We start from the raw sequence: 14,309 nt of genomic DNA, 5'->3' as shown, positions 1-14,309 counted from the left end.
CCAGGGCTAAAACATCCGCTTACACGGTGGCGCCGGCGTTGGGGTCGTTGGGGTCCGAGGAAGCCTTGGGCGCCTTGATCAGATCCTCGCGCTTGACGCCCAGCCACATGGCGATGGCGGCGGCCACGAAGACCGAGGAATAGATGCCGAACAGGATGCCGATGGTCAGCGCCAGCGCGAAATAGTGCAGGCTGGGACCGCCGAAGAAGAACATGGACAGCACCATGGCCTCGGTGGAGGCGTGGGTGATGATGGTGCGGCTCATGGTGCTGGTGATGGCGTGGTCGATCACCTCGGTGGTGCTGAGCTTGCGGAACTTGCGGAAGGCTTCGCGGATACGGTCGAAGATCACGACCGACTCGTTGACCGAGTAGCCCAGCACGGCCAGCACGCCGGCCAGCACCGACAGCGAGAACTCCCATTGGAAGAACGCGAAGAAGCCCAGGATGATGATCACGTCGTGCAGGTTGGCGATCACGGCGGCCACGCCGAACTTCCACTCGAAGCGCATGGCCAGGTAGATCACGATGCCCAGCACCACGAAGCCCAGGGCCATCAGGCCGTTGTGCATGAGCTCGTCACCCACCTGCGGGCCCACGAACTCGGTGCGGCGCAGCGTGACTTCGGCGTCTTCCTTCTTGAGTGCCGTGAGTACTTGCTCGCTTTGCTGGGCCGAGGTCACGTCCTTTTGCACGGGCAGGCGGATCATCACGTCGCGCGATGTGCCGAAGTTCTGCACCGTGACATCGGCGTAGCCGAGGCCGGCGACCGTGTCGCGCACCTTGGCGATGTTGGCGGGCTGGGTATAGGCCACCTCCATCACGGTGCCGCCCGTGAATTCCACGGACAGGTGCAGGCCGCGGGTGAGCAGGAAGAACACGGCCAGCGCGAAGGTGATGAAGGACACCGCGTTGAGGATCAACGCGTACTTCATGAAGGGGATGTCTTTGCGGATGCGGAAGAACTCCATGGTCTTCCCCCTTTCAGTTGTTGGCGCCGGAATCGGCGACGCTGGATCCCTTGGCCGTCACCGAGCGCAGCTGGCTGGTGTCTTCAGGCTTCCAGACCTGGCCGATGGAAATGCTCTTGAGCTTCTTGCGGCGGCCGTACCAGAGGTTGACTAGGCCGCGCGAGAAGAACACGGCCGAGAACATGCTGGTCAGGATGCCGATGCAGTGCACCACGGCGAAGCCGCGCACCGGGCCGGAGCCGAAGGCCAGCAGCGCCAGGCCCGCGATCAGCGTGGTCACGTTCGAGTCCAGGATGGTGTGCCAGGCGTTCTCATAGCCCGCATGGATGGCCGCCTGCGGCGACGCGCCGCCGCGCAGTTCCTCGCGGATGCGCTCGTTGATCAGCACGTTGGAGTCGATGGCCACGCCCAGCGCCAGCGCCATGGCGGCGATGCCGGGCAGGGTCAGCGTGGCCTGCAGCATGGACAGGATGGCCAGCAGCAGCAGCACGTTGACCGACAGGGCCACCGTGGAGATCACGCCGAACAGCAGGTAGTACACGCACATGAAGGCCGCGATGGCCACCAGGCCCCAGACCACGGAGTGGATGCCGCGGTTGATGTTGTCGGCGCCCAGGCTGGGGCCGATGGTGTATTCCTCGATGATCTCCATGGGCGCGGCCAGCGAGCCGGCGCGCAGCAGCAGGGCCGTGTCGTTGGCTTCCGCCGTGGTCATGCGGCCCGAGATCTGCACGCGTCCGCCGCCGATCTCGGTGCGGATCACGGGAGCCGTCACGACCTCGCCCTTGCCCTTTTCGAACAGGATGATGGCCATGCGCTTGCCCACGTTCTCGCGCGTGATGTCCTTGAAGATGCGTGCGCCCTTGGCATCCAGCACCAGGTTGACCGTGGGCTCCTGGGTCTGGCTGTCGAAGCCGGGCTGTGCGTCGGTGAGGTTCTCGCCGGTCAGCACGACCTGCTTTTGCACGATCACGGCCTGGGCGTTGCGGTCCAGGTATCGCTCGGAGCCGAAGGGCACGGGGCCCGAACCCAGTTCGGCGCCGCGCGCCTCGGAGGATTCGTCGACCAGGCGCACTTCCAGCGTGGCCGTGCGGCCCAGGATGTCCTTGGCCTTGGCCGTGTCCTGCACGCCGGGCAGTTGCACGATGATGCGGTCCAGGCCCTGCTGCTGGATCACGGGCTCGGCCACGCCCAGCTCGTTGATACGGTTGTGCAGGGTGACGATGTTCTGCTTGAGCGCCTGCTCCTGCACCTTGCGCAGGGCTTCGGGCTTGATGGAGGCCAGCAGCTTGAAGCCTGCGCCATCCGGCTCGGAGGTGGCTGCCAGATCGGGGAACTGGTCGGAGACCAGGTTGCGCGCGGCCGTGAGCATGGCTTCGTCGCGCACGCGGATCTCGACGGTGTTGCCGTTGCGCGAGACGCCGCCGTGGCGGATGTTCTTGTCGCGCAGCGAGCTGCGCAGGTCGCCGGCAAAGGAGTCGGCCTTCTTGGTCAGGGCGGCGGCCATGTCCACCTGCAGCATGAAGTGCACGCCACCGCGCAGATCCAGCCCCAGGTACATGGGCTTGGCGCCGACGGCCGTGAGCCATTGCGGCGAGCGCGACACCAGGTTCAGGGCCACGATGTAGGCCGGGTCGTTGGCATCGGGGATCAGGGCCTTCTGGATCACGTCCTTGGCCTTGAGCTGCTCGTCGGGCGTGTTGAAGCGCGCGCGCACCGAGGTGCCTTCGATGGACAGGACGTCGGGCTTGACATCGGCAGCCTTCAAGGCCTCTTCGACTTTATGCAGCACGGCGTTGTCCACCTTGATGGTGGCCTTGGCCGAGGAGACCTGCACCGCAGGCGCCTCACCGAAAAAATTGGGCAGGGTGTAGAGCACCCCTACCAGCAGCGCGATCACGATGATCGCGTACTTCCAGACCGGATATCGGTTCATGATCGCGCTCTTCGCTCTTTGTAGACAGCAACGCACAAAAGGGTGTGCTGCCGCCTGCGCGGTCCGCACACCCGCAAGACAGGGACAGCGCTTACTTCAGCGTGTCCTTGGGCAGCACCTGGACGACGGCGCTGCGCTGGATCTGGACTTCCACACCCGAGGCGATCTCGATGTGCAGGAATTGCTCGGACATGCGCGTCACGCGGCCGATGATGCCGCCGGCCGTTGCCACTTCGTCACCCTTGGCCAGTGCCTCGATCATGGAGCGATGCTCCTTCTGGCGCTTCATCTGCGGACGGATCATCACGAAGTACAGCACCACGAACATCAGCGCCAGAGGCGCCATGCCCATCAACTGCGACATGAAGTCGCCACCGGAGGCTGCTGCTGCGGGTGCGGTCTGGGCAAAAGCGGAAGAAATAAACACGGGCAAGACTCCAGGATTGGAAGGTCGAAAAAGGGTCGCTGCGCACGCCGATATGCACGGGCCCGCGCAGGAGAACGGAGCATTGTATGCGTCAGCCCTGACCCACATGGGCTGCCAGGATCTGGCTGCTGCGGGTTTTTCGGCGACGATGGCTGCAACTGGCGGCCATCTGCCGTTTTTAAAGGGGCGGAGCGCGGTTTTTCGTGGTTTTTGCGCCCGGCGTGACGGCACTTGAAGCGGCCCCGGAGGCAACCGCGCCGCCCGCACCTCACGGTACGGGCGGCGGCCGCGATCTTACAGGACGCCCCTGTGGCGGGGCTGTCCGTGTGGTTTCAGGCCACGCCGACTGCGGGCTGTCCCGTGCTGCCCGCACCCCGTGACGGGGCGTTCCAGCGTGCCATCAGCGCCTTCCACTTGGTGCGGGCCGCAGCCAGGTTGCGCTCCTTGACGTGGCCGTAGCCGCGGATGTCCTCGGGAATGCTGGCGATCTCCACGGCCAGCGCCAGGCGCTCGGGCGTGAGCTCGGACAGCAGTCCTTCTATGCACTGGCGGTATTCCTGGATCAGTGCGCGCTCGGTGCGGCGCTCCTGCGTGCGGCCGAAGGGGTCCAGCGCCGTGCCGCGCAGGCCCTTCATCTTCGCCAGCACCTGCATGGCCTTGCGCATCCAGGGACCGTAGGACTTCTTGACCAGATGGCCCTGCTCGTCCTTGGCGGCCGACGACGGCGGCGCCAGGTGGTGGACCACGCGGTAGTCGCCCTCGAACATGCTGGCGATGCGCTGGCTGAAGGCCGCATCGGTGTGCAGGCGCGCGACCTCGTACTCATCCTTGTAGGCCATGAGTTTGAACAGATAGCGGGCCACTGCTTGCGACAGGCGCGTACCCGAGCCCGCCACGGCGCGCTCGGCGGCATGGACCTTGTCCACGAAGGCCTGGTACTCGGCCGCATAGGCGGCGTTCTGGTAGGCCGTGAGGAAGTCCACGCGCTTGGCCACCATCTCGGTCAGCGAAGGCTTCTTGACGAACTGGATCACCTGGGCCGTCTGGAACAGGGCGCGCACGGCAGCCAGGTCATGGGCGCAGCGGCGGCCCCACTCGAAGGCGGCCTTGTTGTTGTCGGCCTGCACGCCGTTGAGTTCGATGGCGCGCATCAGCGCCGCATGCGACAGCGGCACGCGGCCCTTTTGCCAGGCGTAGCCCAGGATCAGCGGGTTGGTGTAGATGCTGTCGCCCAGCAGTTGCACGGCCACCTGCTCGGCGTCGAAGCTGCCCAGCAGCTCGGGGCCCACGGCCTGGGCCAGGGCGCTGGCGCAGCGGTCGTCCGGTGCCTGCCAGTCAGGGTTGGTGACGAAGGCTGCCGTGGGCGAGCCGTGGCTGTTGAGCGCCACGAAGGTGCGGCCCGGCTGCATCACCGACATGGTGGTCGGCGTGGCCGTGACGATGGGGTCGCAGCCGATCACCAGGTCGGCCTTGGCCATGTCCACCTTGGTGGTGTAGATGGCTTCGGGGCGGTTGGCGATCTGGATGTGGCTCCAGGTGGAGCCGCCCTTTTGCGCCAGGCCGGCCGCATCCTGGGTGATCACGCCCTTGCCCTCCAGGTGGGCCGCCATGCCCAGCAGCGAGCCGATGGTGATCACGCCCGTGCCGCCGACACCGGCCACCACGATGCCCCAGGCCTGCTCGGCCACCGGCAGCACGGGCTCCGGGATGGCGGGCAGCATGGACAGGTCGCCCTTTTTCTCCTTCTTGGGCTTCTTGAGCTGTCCGCCTTCGATGGTGACGAAGCTGGGGCAAAAGCCCTTCACGCAGGAGTAGTCCTTGTTGCAGGTGTTCTGGTTGATGCGGCGCTTGCGGCCGAACTCGGTCTCCACCGGCTCGACCGACAGGCAGTTGGACTGCACCGAGCAGTCGCCGCAGCCCTCGCAGACCAGCTCGTTGATGACCACGGTCTTGTCGGGCGTGGCCAGCGTACCGCGTTTGCGGCGGCGGCGCTTTTCGGTGGCGCAGGTCTGGTCGTAGATGATGGCCGTGCAGCCCTTGAGGGTGCGGAACTCGCGCTGGATGCGGTCCAGCTCGTCGCGGTGGTGCACGGTCACGCCCTCGGCCAGCGGCACGCCGTCGTACTTGGCGGGTTCGTCGGTGACGATGACCAGTTTGGCCACGCCCTCGGACTTGAGGCTGTTCATGATCTGCAGCACCGAATGGCCCTCGGGCCGCTCGCCCACGCGCTGGCCGCCCGTCATGGCCACGGCGTCGTTGTACAGCAGCTTGTAGGTGATGTTCACGCCGGCCGCGATGCTCTGGCGTATCGCCAGCAGGCCGCTGTGGAAGTAGGTGCCGTCGCCCAGGTTGGCGAAGACATGGGCGTCCTTGGTGAAGGGCGCCTGGCCCACCCAGGTCACGCCCTCGCCGCCCATCTGCGTGAAGGTGCTGGTGGAGCGGTCCATCCACACCGTCATGTAGTGGCAGCCGATGCCGGCCACGGCGCGGCTGCCCTCGGGCACGCGGGTGCTGGTGTTGTGCGGGCAGCCGCTGCAAAACCATGGCACGCGGTCGCCCGTGGGCTGGCTCTGGGCCACCTTGAGCGCGGCCTCGCGGGCGTCCAGCACGGCAATGCGCTCATGCATGCGCTGGGCGATGTGTTCGGGCACGCCGATCTTGGTCAGGCGCTGGACGATGGCGCGCGCGATGAGGGCCGGCGTCAGGTCCGCATTGGGGCGCAGCAGCCAATCCTGGCTGGGATTGGGCACCGACCATTCGCCGCCGTGTTCGTCGCTGAACTTGCCGACCACGTTGGGCCGCACGTCGGAGCGCCAGTTGTACAGCTCTTCCTTGATCTGGTATTCGATGACCTGGCGCTTTTCCTCCACCACCAGGATTTCCTGCAGGCCGCGCGCGAAGTCGCGCGTGATGGTGGCCTCCAGCGGCCAGACCACGTTGACCTTGTGCACGCGTATGCCCAGCTGGCGGCAGGTGTCGTCGTCCAGGCCCAGGTCGGCCAGGGCCTGGCGCATGTCGTTGTAGGCCTTTCCGCTGGCGATCAGGCCGAAGCGGTCGTTGGGGCCCTCGATCACGTTGTGGTTGAGCCGGTTGGCGCGCACATAGGCCAGGGCCGCATACCACTTGTAGTTCATCAGCCGCTGCTCCTGCTCCAGCGGCGCATCGGGCCAGCGGATGTGCAGGCCGCCGGGCGGCATCTGGAAGTCCTCGGGCAGGATGATGTTCACGCGGTCCGGCTCCACCGAGACGCTTGCCGAGGACTCGACCACCTCCTGGATGGTCTTCATGCCCGACCACAGGCCCGAGAAGCGGCTCATGGCAAAGGCATGCAGCCCCATGTCCAGGATGTCCTGCACATTGCTGGGAAAGAACACCGGCGTGCCGCAGGCCTTGAAGATGTGGTCGCTCTGGTGGGCGGCCGTGCTGCTCTTGCTGATGTGGTCGTCGCCGGCCAGCGCGATCACGCCGCCGTGCCGGGCCGTGCCCGCCATGTTGGCGTGCTTGAACACGTCGGAGCAGCGGTCCACGCCCGGGCCCTTGCCGTACCACAGGCCGAAGACGCCGTCGAACTTCTTGGTCTCGGGATAGAGATCCAGTTGCTGCGTGCCCCAGACGGCCGTGGCGCCCAGCTCTTCATTGACGCCGGGCTGGAAGACGATGTTGTTGGATTCGAGGTGCTTTTTCGCGGCCCATAGCGCCTGGTCATAGCCGCCCAGCGGGGAGCCCCGGTAGCCGCTGATGAAGCCTGCGGTGTTCAGGCCCGCTGCAGCGTCGCGCTGGCGCTGCAGCATGGGCAGGCGTACAAGGGCCTGGACTCCGCTCATGAACGCACGGCCGTGCTGCAGAGCGTATTTGTCGTCGAGGGTGACCGTCTCCAGGGCGCGGCGCACGTCTTCGGGCAGTGGGGCATTCATGGCTTGTCTCCATCGATGGTCGGCGCCCTGTCATGTCCTGCCCGGAACGGGAAGGAGGCATGCACGGCACTCGTTGTCTGAACCAAATCGCCTTTTTTCAGTGTATTCGTGCTCGTCTGATAGGTCTTTGCTTTCTTTGCGCTGTTTCAAGTATCCTGAGCAAGGATCTTTCTTGAAAATGGTGTTTTGTGCAAACTTTGGACAAATTCGACATTGCCATCCTCGGCCACCTGCAGGCCGACGCGCGCCTGACCAATGCCGAGCTGGCCCAGCGCGTGGGCCTGTCGGCCGCGCCGTGCTGGCGCCGCGTGCGGGCGCTGGAAGAAGCGGGCTTCATCCGCGGCTACCACGCCGACATCGACCGCCACAAGATCGGCCTGGGCGTGCTGGCCTTCGTGCGGCTCGATGCCGTGCGCACGGCCGGCACGCTGACGCTGGAGATGGAGGACGCCATCCGCAAGCTGCCCGAGGTGGTCACCTGCCACTACATCAGCGGCACCGGCACCTTCGAGCTGCAGGTGGTGGCGCGCGACCTGGACAGCTTTGCGCAGTTCGCGCGCAACACGCTGCTGAACCTGCCCAACGTGAAGGATATGCAGACCAGTTTCTCGCTGGGCGAGATCAAGTCCAGCCATGCGCTGCCGCTGTCCCAACTGGGACCCATGGCGGGCCAGGGACTGCCGGGCCAGTAGCCGCAGGCCGGCGGACTGGCCTATGAAGGTCGCGCCGAAGCGACAGTGTGCTCCTGTAACAGGAGCGAAAAACGGTTGTCGTACAAGGCGGTGATCGTGGTTATTAGTAAGGCAACCATTTCTGGCGCCACCCTGCGTTTGGCCCGAGAATCGGGACACATGGCCGCAGAACAATCAACACCAGACCCCGCCCAGCCACCCGCCTCAGAAACCGAGCCTTCCACCCAGCCCCTGGCCGAGCCCTCGGGCGCGGGGGCGCCGGGCACCCTGCTCGAGGACCCGTCCGGCATGGCCGCTGCCGACAGCGCGGCCGCCGAGGCCGAAGGCCAGAAGACGGCCCAGGCCCAGCAGGGCGTCTGGGCGCCGCTGTCCGGCCCCACCTTCCGCATGCTCTGGCTGATCTGGATGGCGGCCAACACCTGCATGTGGATGAACGATGTGGCGGCGGCATGGCTCATGACCTCGCTGACCACCTCGCCCGTGCTCGTGGCCCTGGTGCAATCGGCCTCCACGCTGCCCGTCTTCCTGCTGGGCCTGCCCAGCGGTGCGCTGGCCGACATCCTGGACCGGCGCCGCTACTTCATCGTCACCCAGTTCTGGGTGGCGGCCGTGGCTCTGGTGCTGTGCCTGTTCGTGCTCTCGGGCCGGATGACGGCGCACTGGCTGCTGGTGCTGACCTTTGCCAACGGCATCGGCCTGGCCATGCGCTGGCCGGTGTTCTCGGCGCTGATTCCCGAACTCGTGCCCAAGCACCACCTGCCCTCGGCCATGGCGCTCAATGCCGTGGCCATGAACGCCTCGCGCATCATCGGCCCCCTGGTGGCAGGCGCCATCATCGCCAGCCTGGGCAGTGCCTGGGTGTTCGTGCTCAATGCCGTGCTGTCCGTCATCTCGGGCATCGTGCTGATCCGCTGGAAGCGCCGCCACGTGGCCAACCCGCTGGGCCGCGAGCGCCTGCCCTCGGCCATGCGCGTGGGCCTGCAGTTCGTGCGCGAGTCGCCGCGCATGCATGCGGTGCTGGCGCGCACGGTGTGTTTCTTCCTGCAGTGCACGGCGGTGATGGCCCTGCTGCCCCTGGTGGCCCAGCGCCTGCACGGCCCGACCGAGGGCGGGGGCGGCGCCGAGACCTTCACGCTGCTGCTGGCCTCCATGGGGGCGGGCGCCATCGTGGGCGCCATGTTCCTGCCGCGCCTGCGCCAGGCCATGTCCAAGGAAAGGCTGATCCGGTCGGGCTCTGCCGTGCATGCGCTGGCCACGCTGGCCGTGGCCTTGTCGCCCAATGTCTACATGGCGGTGCCGGCCATGATGCTGGCCGGCATGGCGCTGATCTCCACGGCCAACGTGCTGGGCGTTTCGGCCCAGATGGCCCTGCCCAACTGGGTGCGGGCGCGCGGCATGTCCATCTACCAGATGTCCATCATGGGCGGCACGGCGGCAGGCGCCGCGCTCTGGGGACAGGTGGCCAGCATGGTGGGCGTGCGCGGCAGCCTCATGGTGGCGGCCGCCAGCGGCGTGGCCTGCATGCTGCTGGTGCAGCGCCTGGTGCGCGACCGCCAGATCGAGGAGGACCTGAGCCCCTCCAAGGCTTTCCAGCGCCCCGAGGTCAACATCCCCGAAGCCGGCCGCGTGGTCGTCACCATCGAGTACCAGATCGACCCCACCCAGGCCGAGGCCTTCCGCGCCCTCATGCAGGAAAGCCGCCGCAGCCGCATGCGCCAGGGCGCGCTGGGCTGGAGCCTGCTGCACAGCATGAGCCACCCGGAGCGCTACGTGGAGCAGATCATCGACGAGTCATGGACCGAGCACCTTCGCCGCTTCGACCGCGTCACCGCCGCCGACGTGGCGCTGCGCGACCGCAAGCTGGCGTATCACAAGGGCAAGGAACCGCCGCGCGTCACGAGGTACTTCGATACCCCCTGAGGCGCTGCGCGCCTTCCCCCAGAGGGGGACGGCGCCCTCGCAGCGAGGCGGCTCTTGCTCGGCGCCCCTGGCGTTGGGCCGCGCCAGAGCGAGGGACAGTGGATAGAGGTGTGTCTGCGCTGGTCTTGTGCCATGCGGGGCGAGCCTTGGCGCAAAGGCGGCGCACCCCAAAGCGGGAGGAAGCGGCGTAGCCGCTCAGGGGGTCACCTCAAGTGCGGTGCCTGGCTCGCCAGGGCGCGCGGCCAGAAGGCCCACAGGCGCAGGTTCTGCTTGATGCGGCCTGCCAGGTCGCCGGCTTCGGGGCCCCAGCCCATGAAGTAGTCGGCGCGCACGGCGCCGACGATGGCGCTGCCCGTGTCCTGGGCGAAGACCAGGCGGTTCAGCGCCACGGTGGGCCCGGATGTGGACAGCCAGACCGGTGTGCCGTAGGGGATGCTCTGCTTGTCCACGGCGATGGAGCGGCCTGGCGTCAGGGCCACGCCCTGGGCGCCCTTGGGGCCGAACTGCAGGTCCAGGCCTTCCAGCGGCTCCTCGCGGAAGAAGACGTAGCGCGGGTTGCTCCACAGCATTTCATTGACGCGGCCGGGGTTGGCGGCCACCCAGGCGCTGATGCCGGGCCAGGTGGCGTCGCGCACCAGTCCCTGGTCCAGCAGCCAGCGGCCCACGCTCTTGTAGGGCTGGTCATTGGTGCCCGCAAAGGCGACGCGGATCGTGCGTTGCGCGCCCGTGGGCTCGGTGATGTTCAGGCGCCCCGATCCCTGGATGTGCAGCACCATCGCATCGACCGGGTCGCGCAGCCAGGCGATGGCGCGGCCTGCCAGGGCCGCCTGGGCCTCTGGCAGGGTCTCGATCTGCTGGCGCGAGAACCAGGGCTTGCGGCTGCCGAAGCCGGCGCCGGCCGGCGTCTTGTACAGCGGCACGTTGAATCCGTCGCCGGGCAGGCGCCGCGCCTCGAACAGCGGCTCGTAGTAGGCGGTCAGCATGCCGTCCGGGCCGCCGCCCAGCGCCTCGATGCGGTAGGGTTGCAGATTGGCCATGAGCCAGGCGCGCTGCTCGTCGCCCGTGGCGATGCTCAGCTGGCGCACATCGCGGCACAGGCCTGCGAAGACCGAACTGGGTCGTTCGCAGTTCTTGAGCCAGGCATTCCAGGCTTCGTGCAGCGCGTCCTCCTGCAGGCCGGGCAGTTCGCTCCAGTCGGCCGCGATCCAGCGGCTCTTGGTGGGCGTGTTGGTGACCAGCGGGGGCCTGGGCGTGACGGCGGGAGAGCCGCCCGGCTGCAGATCGGGTACGGGCGAGGGGTCGTAGACCGGCTTGGTGGTGGTCGTGCAGGCGACCAGCGTCCCTACAATCAGCGCCATCGCGGCATGGCGCAGGAGGTGGAAATTCATGGGGTTGATTTTGCTCGAAGCACTGCTGGCCTTGGTGATTCTGGTCGCTATTGTGTGGTGGACCATGTTCTCCGGACGCCGCAAGGGCGAGTTGCCCGTGGACACGCCACGGGATTCGCATCCGTCTCCAGACAAACCCTCTCCCGGGCAGGATCGCAGCGGCCCGTGACGGCCGTGGAGGCGGCCTCGCGGAGCGGGCGCCGTCCTACGGGTATGCCCTGCCCGCACTGATAGGCTGTGCGCAGCCTGCTTTCCACAATGGGGACCCTGGCGCTACCGCACGGTGCGTTCCCAAGATTCAAAAGGAGTTTCCAATGCGCAAGCACATCGTTCTGGCCGCCGCAACGGCGGCCGCACTGTTCATCTCCGGCTGCGCGAACATGAGCGACACCCAGCGCCGCACGGCCACGGGCGCTGGCGTGGGCGCTGCAGCTGGCGCCGTGCTGGGCGCCGTCACCGGCGGCAGGGCCGGCACGGGTGCCGTGATCGGCGCTGGCGTGGGTGCACTGGGTACCTACATCTGGTCGCAGAACATGGAAAAGCAAAAGCGCGAGATGGAGCAGGCCACCCAGGGTACGGGCGTGAACGTGAGCCAGACGGCCGACAACCAGCTCAAGCTCGACATTCCCAGCGACATCTCGTTCGATACCAACCGTTCCGACATCAAGGGCAACTTCGCTCCCATCCTGGACCGCTTCGCCGAGGGCCTGCGCAACAACCCCAATGCCGAGGTGCGCATCATCGGCCACACCGACAGCACCGGCTCGGATGCCATCAACAACCCGCTGTCGCTGGACCGCGCCAACAGCACGCGCAACTATCTGACCATGCGCGGCGTCTCGGGCGCCCGCATCGCCACCGAAGGCCGTGGCTCGCACCAGCCCGTGGCTTCCAACGACTCGGCCAGCGGTCGTGCCATGAACCGCCGCGTGGAAATCTTCGTGGGCGAGATCCCGCAGCAACAGCAGCAGCCCCAGTATCAACAGCAGCCGCAGTACCAGCCCCAGTACCAGCAGCCCCGCTGATCCCGGCTCTGGCCCGGATGCAACGCCCCGCAACGCGGGGCGTTTTTGCGTGGGCGGGCACCGGCATTGCCCTATGCTGGCTCCCATCCATCAATGGGGAGTCGTATGAGTGAAGCAAGCACAGCGGGCGCGGCCGACGTGGTCAGCCCGCTCGACAAGGGCCTGGGCGCGCTGTCCGCCCCCTGCACGCCGCAGGACGCTGCCGCGCAGGGCTGGAATCTGCTGCGGGAAGACTTGAGTTTGCCTGTGGCTGTGCTGTCGCAGTCGCGCCTGTCGCACAACCTGGCCTGGATGCAGCGCTTTGTGGATGCCTACGGCGCCCAGCTCGCGCCCCACGGAAAGACGACCATGGCGCCCCGCCTGTTCCGCCAGCAGATCGACGCGGGCGCCTGGGGCATCACGCTGGCCACCGCTCAGCAGACGTGCGTGGCCCATGCCCATGGCGTGCGCCGCGTGCTCATGGCCAACCAGTTGATCGGCCGGCGCAACATGGCGGCCGTGGCCGAGCTGCTGGCCGATCCCGGCTTCGAGTTCTTCTGCCTGGTCGATTGTGCCGAGCAGGTCGAGCAGCTGGCCGCCTTTTTTGGCGCAGCGGGCCGGTCCGTGCAGGTGCTGATCGAACTGGGCCCGCCCGGCGGGCGCACGGGCGTTCGCTCCGATGCGCAGATGCAGCCGCTGCTGGACGCGCTGGCCCGGGCCGGTGCCGGCGTGCGACTGGCCGGGATCGAGGTCTACGAGGGCGTCCTCAAGGAAGAAGAACCCATCCGCACCCTGCTGCGGCGCGCCGTGGACTGGCTCCAGCGGCTGGCGGGCGAGGGCCGGCTGCAGCGCAGCCCGGCCGTGCTCACTGGCGCCGGCTCGGCCTGGTATGACGTGGTGGCCCAGGAGTTCGGCAAGGCCGACATCGGCGGTCCGCTGGATCTGGTGCTGCGCCCGGGCTGCTATCTCACGCATGACGCGGGCATCTACCAGGCAGCGCAGCGGCGCATCGACCAGACCAATCCCGTGGCGCAGCAGATGCGTGCCAGCCTGCAGCCTGCGCTGCAGGTCTGGGCCTATGTGCAGTCGCTGCCCGAGCCCGGCCGCGCCATCGTGGCGCTGGGCAAGCGCGATACCGCCTTCGAGGCCGTGCCTCCCCGGCCCGCGCTGCGCTACCGCCCCGGTGATGCCGCGCCCGTGGCGGCGCCACCGCATTGGGAGGTCACGGCCATGATGGACCAGCATGCTTTCCTGAAGGTGGCCGAGGACGATGGCCTGCGCATAGGCGACATGCTGGCCTTCGACATCTCCCACCCCTGCCTGACCTTTGACAAATGGCGGCAGTTGGCCGTCGTCAATGACCGCTATGACGTGGTGGACGTGATTGCCACGTATTTCTGAAGGGGTCAGCCGTGTGTGCGCAGCAGGTTGGCCAGTTCAACGGCCGACTTGACCTGCATCTTGTCGAAGACGCGCGCGCGGTGGACCTCGACGGTGCGCACGCTGATGTCCAGCTGGTCGGCGATGAGCTTGTTGGGAATGCCCTCGACCACCAGGCGCATCACGTCGCGCTCGCGCTCCGTCAGCTCGTTGAAGCGTGCACGCACGGCTTCGCGCGCACGGGTTTCAGCCTGGTGCTGGGCCGACAGTTCCAGCGCCTGTTCGATGCGGTCCACGAGGGCATTGTCCGAGAAAGGCTTCTCGCAGAAGTCGAAGGCGCCGCGCTTGACGGTGTCCACGGCCGTGGGCACGTCGGCATGGCCGGTCAGGAAGATCACGGGCATGCCTGCGATCTGGTTGCGTTCCAGCATGAGGTTGAACAGCGCCAGCCCGCTCATGCCGCCCATGCGCATGTCCAGCAGCAGGCAGCAGGGATTGCGTGGCGGTGGGCGCGACTGCAGCATGGCGTCGAAGGCCTCTGCGCTGTCATAGCATTCGCTGAGCAGGCGGCGCGAGCGCAGCAGCCAGGCCAGCGCTTCGCGGACATCGGTGTCGTCGTCGACGATGTAGACGGTGGCGTCGGGTACAGGTTCCATGGGCCTATTGTTCCATTTGTTC

At 67.2% G+C, this 14,309-nt stretch carries 11 protein-coding genes; 5 read left to right on the top strand and 6 right to left on the bottom strand.

Translation table 11 applies throughout. From position 1 onward, the window contains the following. Nucleotides 1–19: 19 nt before the first annotated feature. The 4 genes from secF to DTS01S_RS21820 all read right to left on the bottom strand — a co-directional run bounded on the left by secF (nucleotide 20) and on the right by DTS01S_RS21820 (nucleotide 7,247). On the bottom strand, nucleotides 20–970 hold the full coding sequence (gene secF / locus DTS01S_RS21835) for a protein translocase subunit SecF (RefSeq protein ID WP_017404054.1): 951 nt from the start codon (nucleotides 968–970) through the stop codon (nucleotides 20–22). A gap of 13 nt (nucleotides 971–983) precedes the next feature. Then, nucleotides 984–2,906: a protein translocase subunit SecD gene (gene secD, locus DTS01S_RS21830; RefSeq protein ID WP_017404055.1), complete on the bottom strand. Its 1,923-nt coding sequence runs from the start codon at nucleotides 2,904–2,906 to the stop codon at nucleotides 984–986. A gap of 91 nt (nucleotides 2,907–2,997) precedes the next feature. Further along, nucleotides 2,998–3,333, bottom strand: coding sequence for a preprotein translocase subunit YajC (yajC, locus tag DTS01S_RS21825; protein ID WP_016449366.1), 336 nt, complete (start codon nucleotides 3,331–3,333; stop codon nucleotides 2,998–3,000). A gap of 332 nt (nucleotides 3,334–3,665) precedes the next feature. After that, nucleotides 3,666–7,247, bottom strand: a complete 3,582-nt coding sequence (locus tag DTS01S_RS21820; RefSeq protein ID WP_017404057.1) for an indolepyruvate ferredoxin oxidoreductase family protein — start codon at nucleotides 7,245–7,247, stop codon at nucleotides 3,666–3,668. Between the two features lie 188 nt (nucleotides 7,248–7,435). On the opposite strand from DTS01S_RS21820, the gene DTS01S_RS21815 reads away from it, so the two are divergent. After that, entirely contained in the window at nucleotides 7,436–7,939 is a 504-nt protein-coding gene (locus tag DTS01S_RS21815; RefSeq protein WP_016449368.1) for an Lrp/AsnC family transcriptional regulator, read from the top strand. 159 nt (nucleotides 7,940–8,098) lie between these two features. Continuing rightward, a complete protein-coding gene (locus DTS01S_RS21810; RefSeq protein WP_370671650.1) occupies nucleotides 8,099–9,859 on the top strand; it encodes an MFS transporter in 1,761 nt (586 codons plus the stop codon). 203 nt (nucleotides 9,860–10,062) lie between these two features. Here the strand turns inward: DTS01S_RS21810 and mltA are convergent, their stop codons facing one another. Then, the gene (gene mltA / locus DTS01S_RS21805; protein ID WP_017404060.1) at nucleotides 10,063–11,247 is read right to left on the bottom strand and encodes a murein transglycosylase A; all 1,185 of its coding nucleotides are present in this window, start codon (nucleotides 11,245–11,247) and stop codon (nucleotides 10,063–10,065) included. On the opposite strand from mltA, the gene DTS01S_RS30935 reads away from it, so the two are divergent. The 3 genes from DTS01S_RS30935 (at nucleotide 11,246) to DTS01S_RS21795 (ending at nucleotide 13,652) form a co-directional block, all read left to right on the top strand. Further along, nucleotides 11,246–11,416, top strand: a complete 171-nt coding sequence (locus DTS01S_RS30935) for a hypothetical protein (RefSeq protein ID WP_016449371.1) — start codon at nucleotides 11,246–11,248, stop codon at nucleotides 11,414–11,416. The two genes, mltA and DTS01S_RS30935, sit on opposite strands and share 2 nt — an antisense overlap. A 145-nt stretch (nucleotides 11,417–11,561) precedes the next feature. Beyond that, the gene (locus DTS01S_RS21800; protein WP_017404061.1) at nucleotides 11,562–12,272 is read left to right on the top strand and encodes an OmpA family protein; all 711 of its coding nucleotides are present in this window, start codon (nucleotides 11,562–11,564) and stop codon (nucleotides 12,270–12,272) included. A 105-nt stretch (nucleotides 12,273–12,377) separates the two neighbouring features. Next, complete coding sequence (locus tag DTS01S_RS21795) at nucleotides 12,378–13,652, top strand: amino acid deaminase (protein ID WP_017404062.1); 1,275 nt, start codon at nucleotides 12,378–12,380, stop codon at nucleotides 13,650–13,652. Nucleotides 13,653–13,657: 5 nt separating this feature from the next. Here the strand turns inward: DTS01S_RS21795 and DTS01S_RS21790 are convergent, their stop codons facing one another. Continuing rightward, nucleotides 13,658–14,287, bottom strand: a complete 630-nt coding sequence (locus tag DTS01S_RS21790; protein WP_012202778.1) for a response regulator transcription factor — start codon at nucleotides 14,285–14,287, stop codon at nucleotides 13,658–13,660. Nucleotides 14,288–14,309 lie beyond the last annotated feature (22 nt).

Source organism: Delftia tsuruhatensis NBRC 16741 (genome assembly GCF_001571325.1).
GTDB lineage: Bacteria > Pseudomonadota > Gammaproteobacteria > Burkholderiales > Burkholderiaceae_C > Comamonas > Comamonas tsuruhatensis.
Note: the sequence above shows the minus strand (reverse complement) of the source record. Positions and strands in the feature narration are given on the sequence as shown.

Coding starts and splice junctions, on each gene's coding strand:
- secF (WP_017404054.1), bottom strand. CDS start 970: ATGGAGTTCTTCCGCATCCGCAAAGACATCCCCTTCATGAAGTACGCG.
- secD (WP_017404055.1), bottom strand. CDS start 2,906: ATGAACCGATATCCGGTCTGGAAGTACGCGATCATCGTGATCGCGCTG.
- DTS01S_RS21820 (WP_017404057.1), bottom strand. CDS start 7,247: ATGAATGCCCCACTGCCCGAAGACGTGCGCCGCGCCCTGGAGACGGTC.
- DTS01S_RS21810 (WP_370671650.1), top strand. CDS start 8,099: ATGGCCGCAGAACAATCAACACCAGACCCCGCCCAGCCACCCGCCTCA.
- DTS01S_RS30935 (WP_016449371.1), top strand. CDS start 11,246: ATGGGGTTGATTTTGCTCGAAGCACTGCTGGCCTTGGTGATTCTGGTC.
- mltA (WP_017404060.1), bottom strand. CDS start 11,247: ATGAATTTCCACCTCCTGCGCCATGCCGCGATGGCGCTGATTGTAGGG.
- DTS01S_RS21800 (WP_017404061.1), top strand. CDS start 11,562: ATGCGCAAGCACATCGTTCTGGCCGCCGCAACGGCGGCCGCACTGTTC.
- DTS01S_RS21795 (WP_017404062.1), top strand. CDS start 12,378: ATGAGTGAAGCAAGCACAGCGGGCGCGGCCGACGTGGTCAGCCCGCTC.
- DTS01S_RS21790 (WP_012202778.1), bottom strand. CDS start 14,287: ATGGAACCTGTACCCGACGCCACCGTCTACATCGTCGACGACGACACC.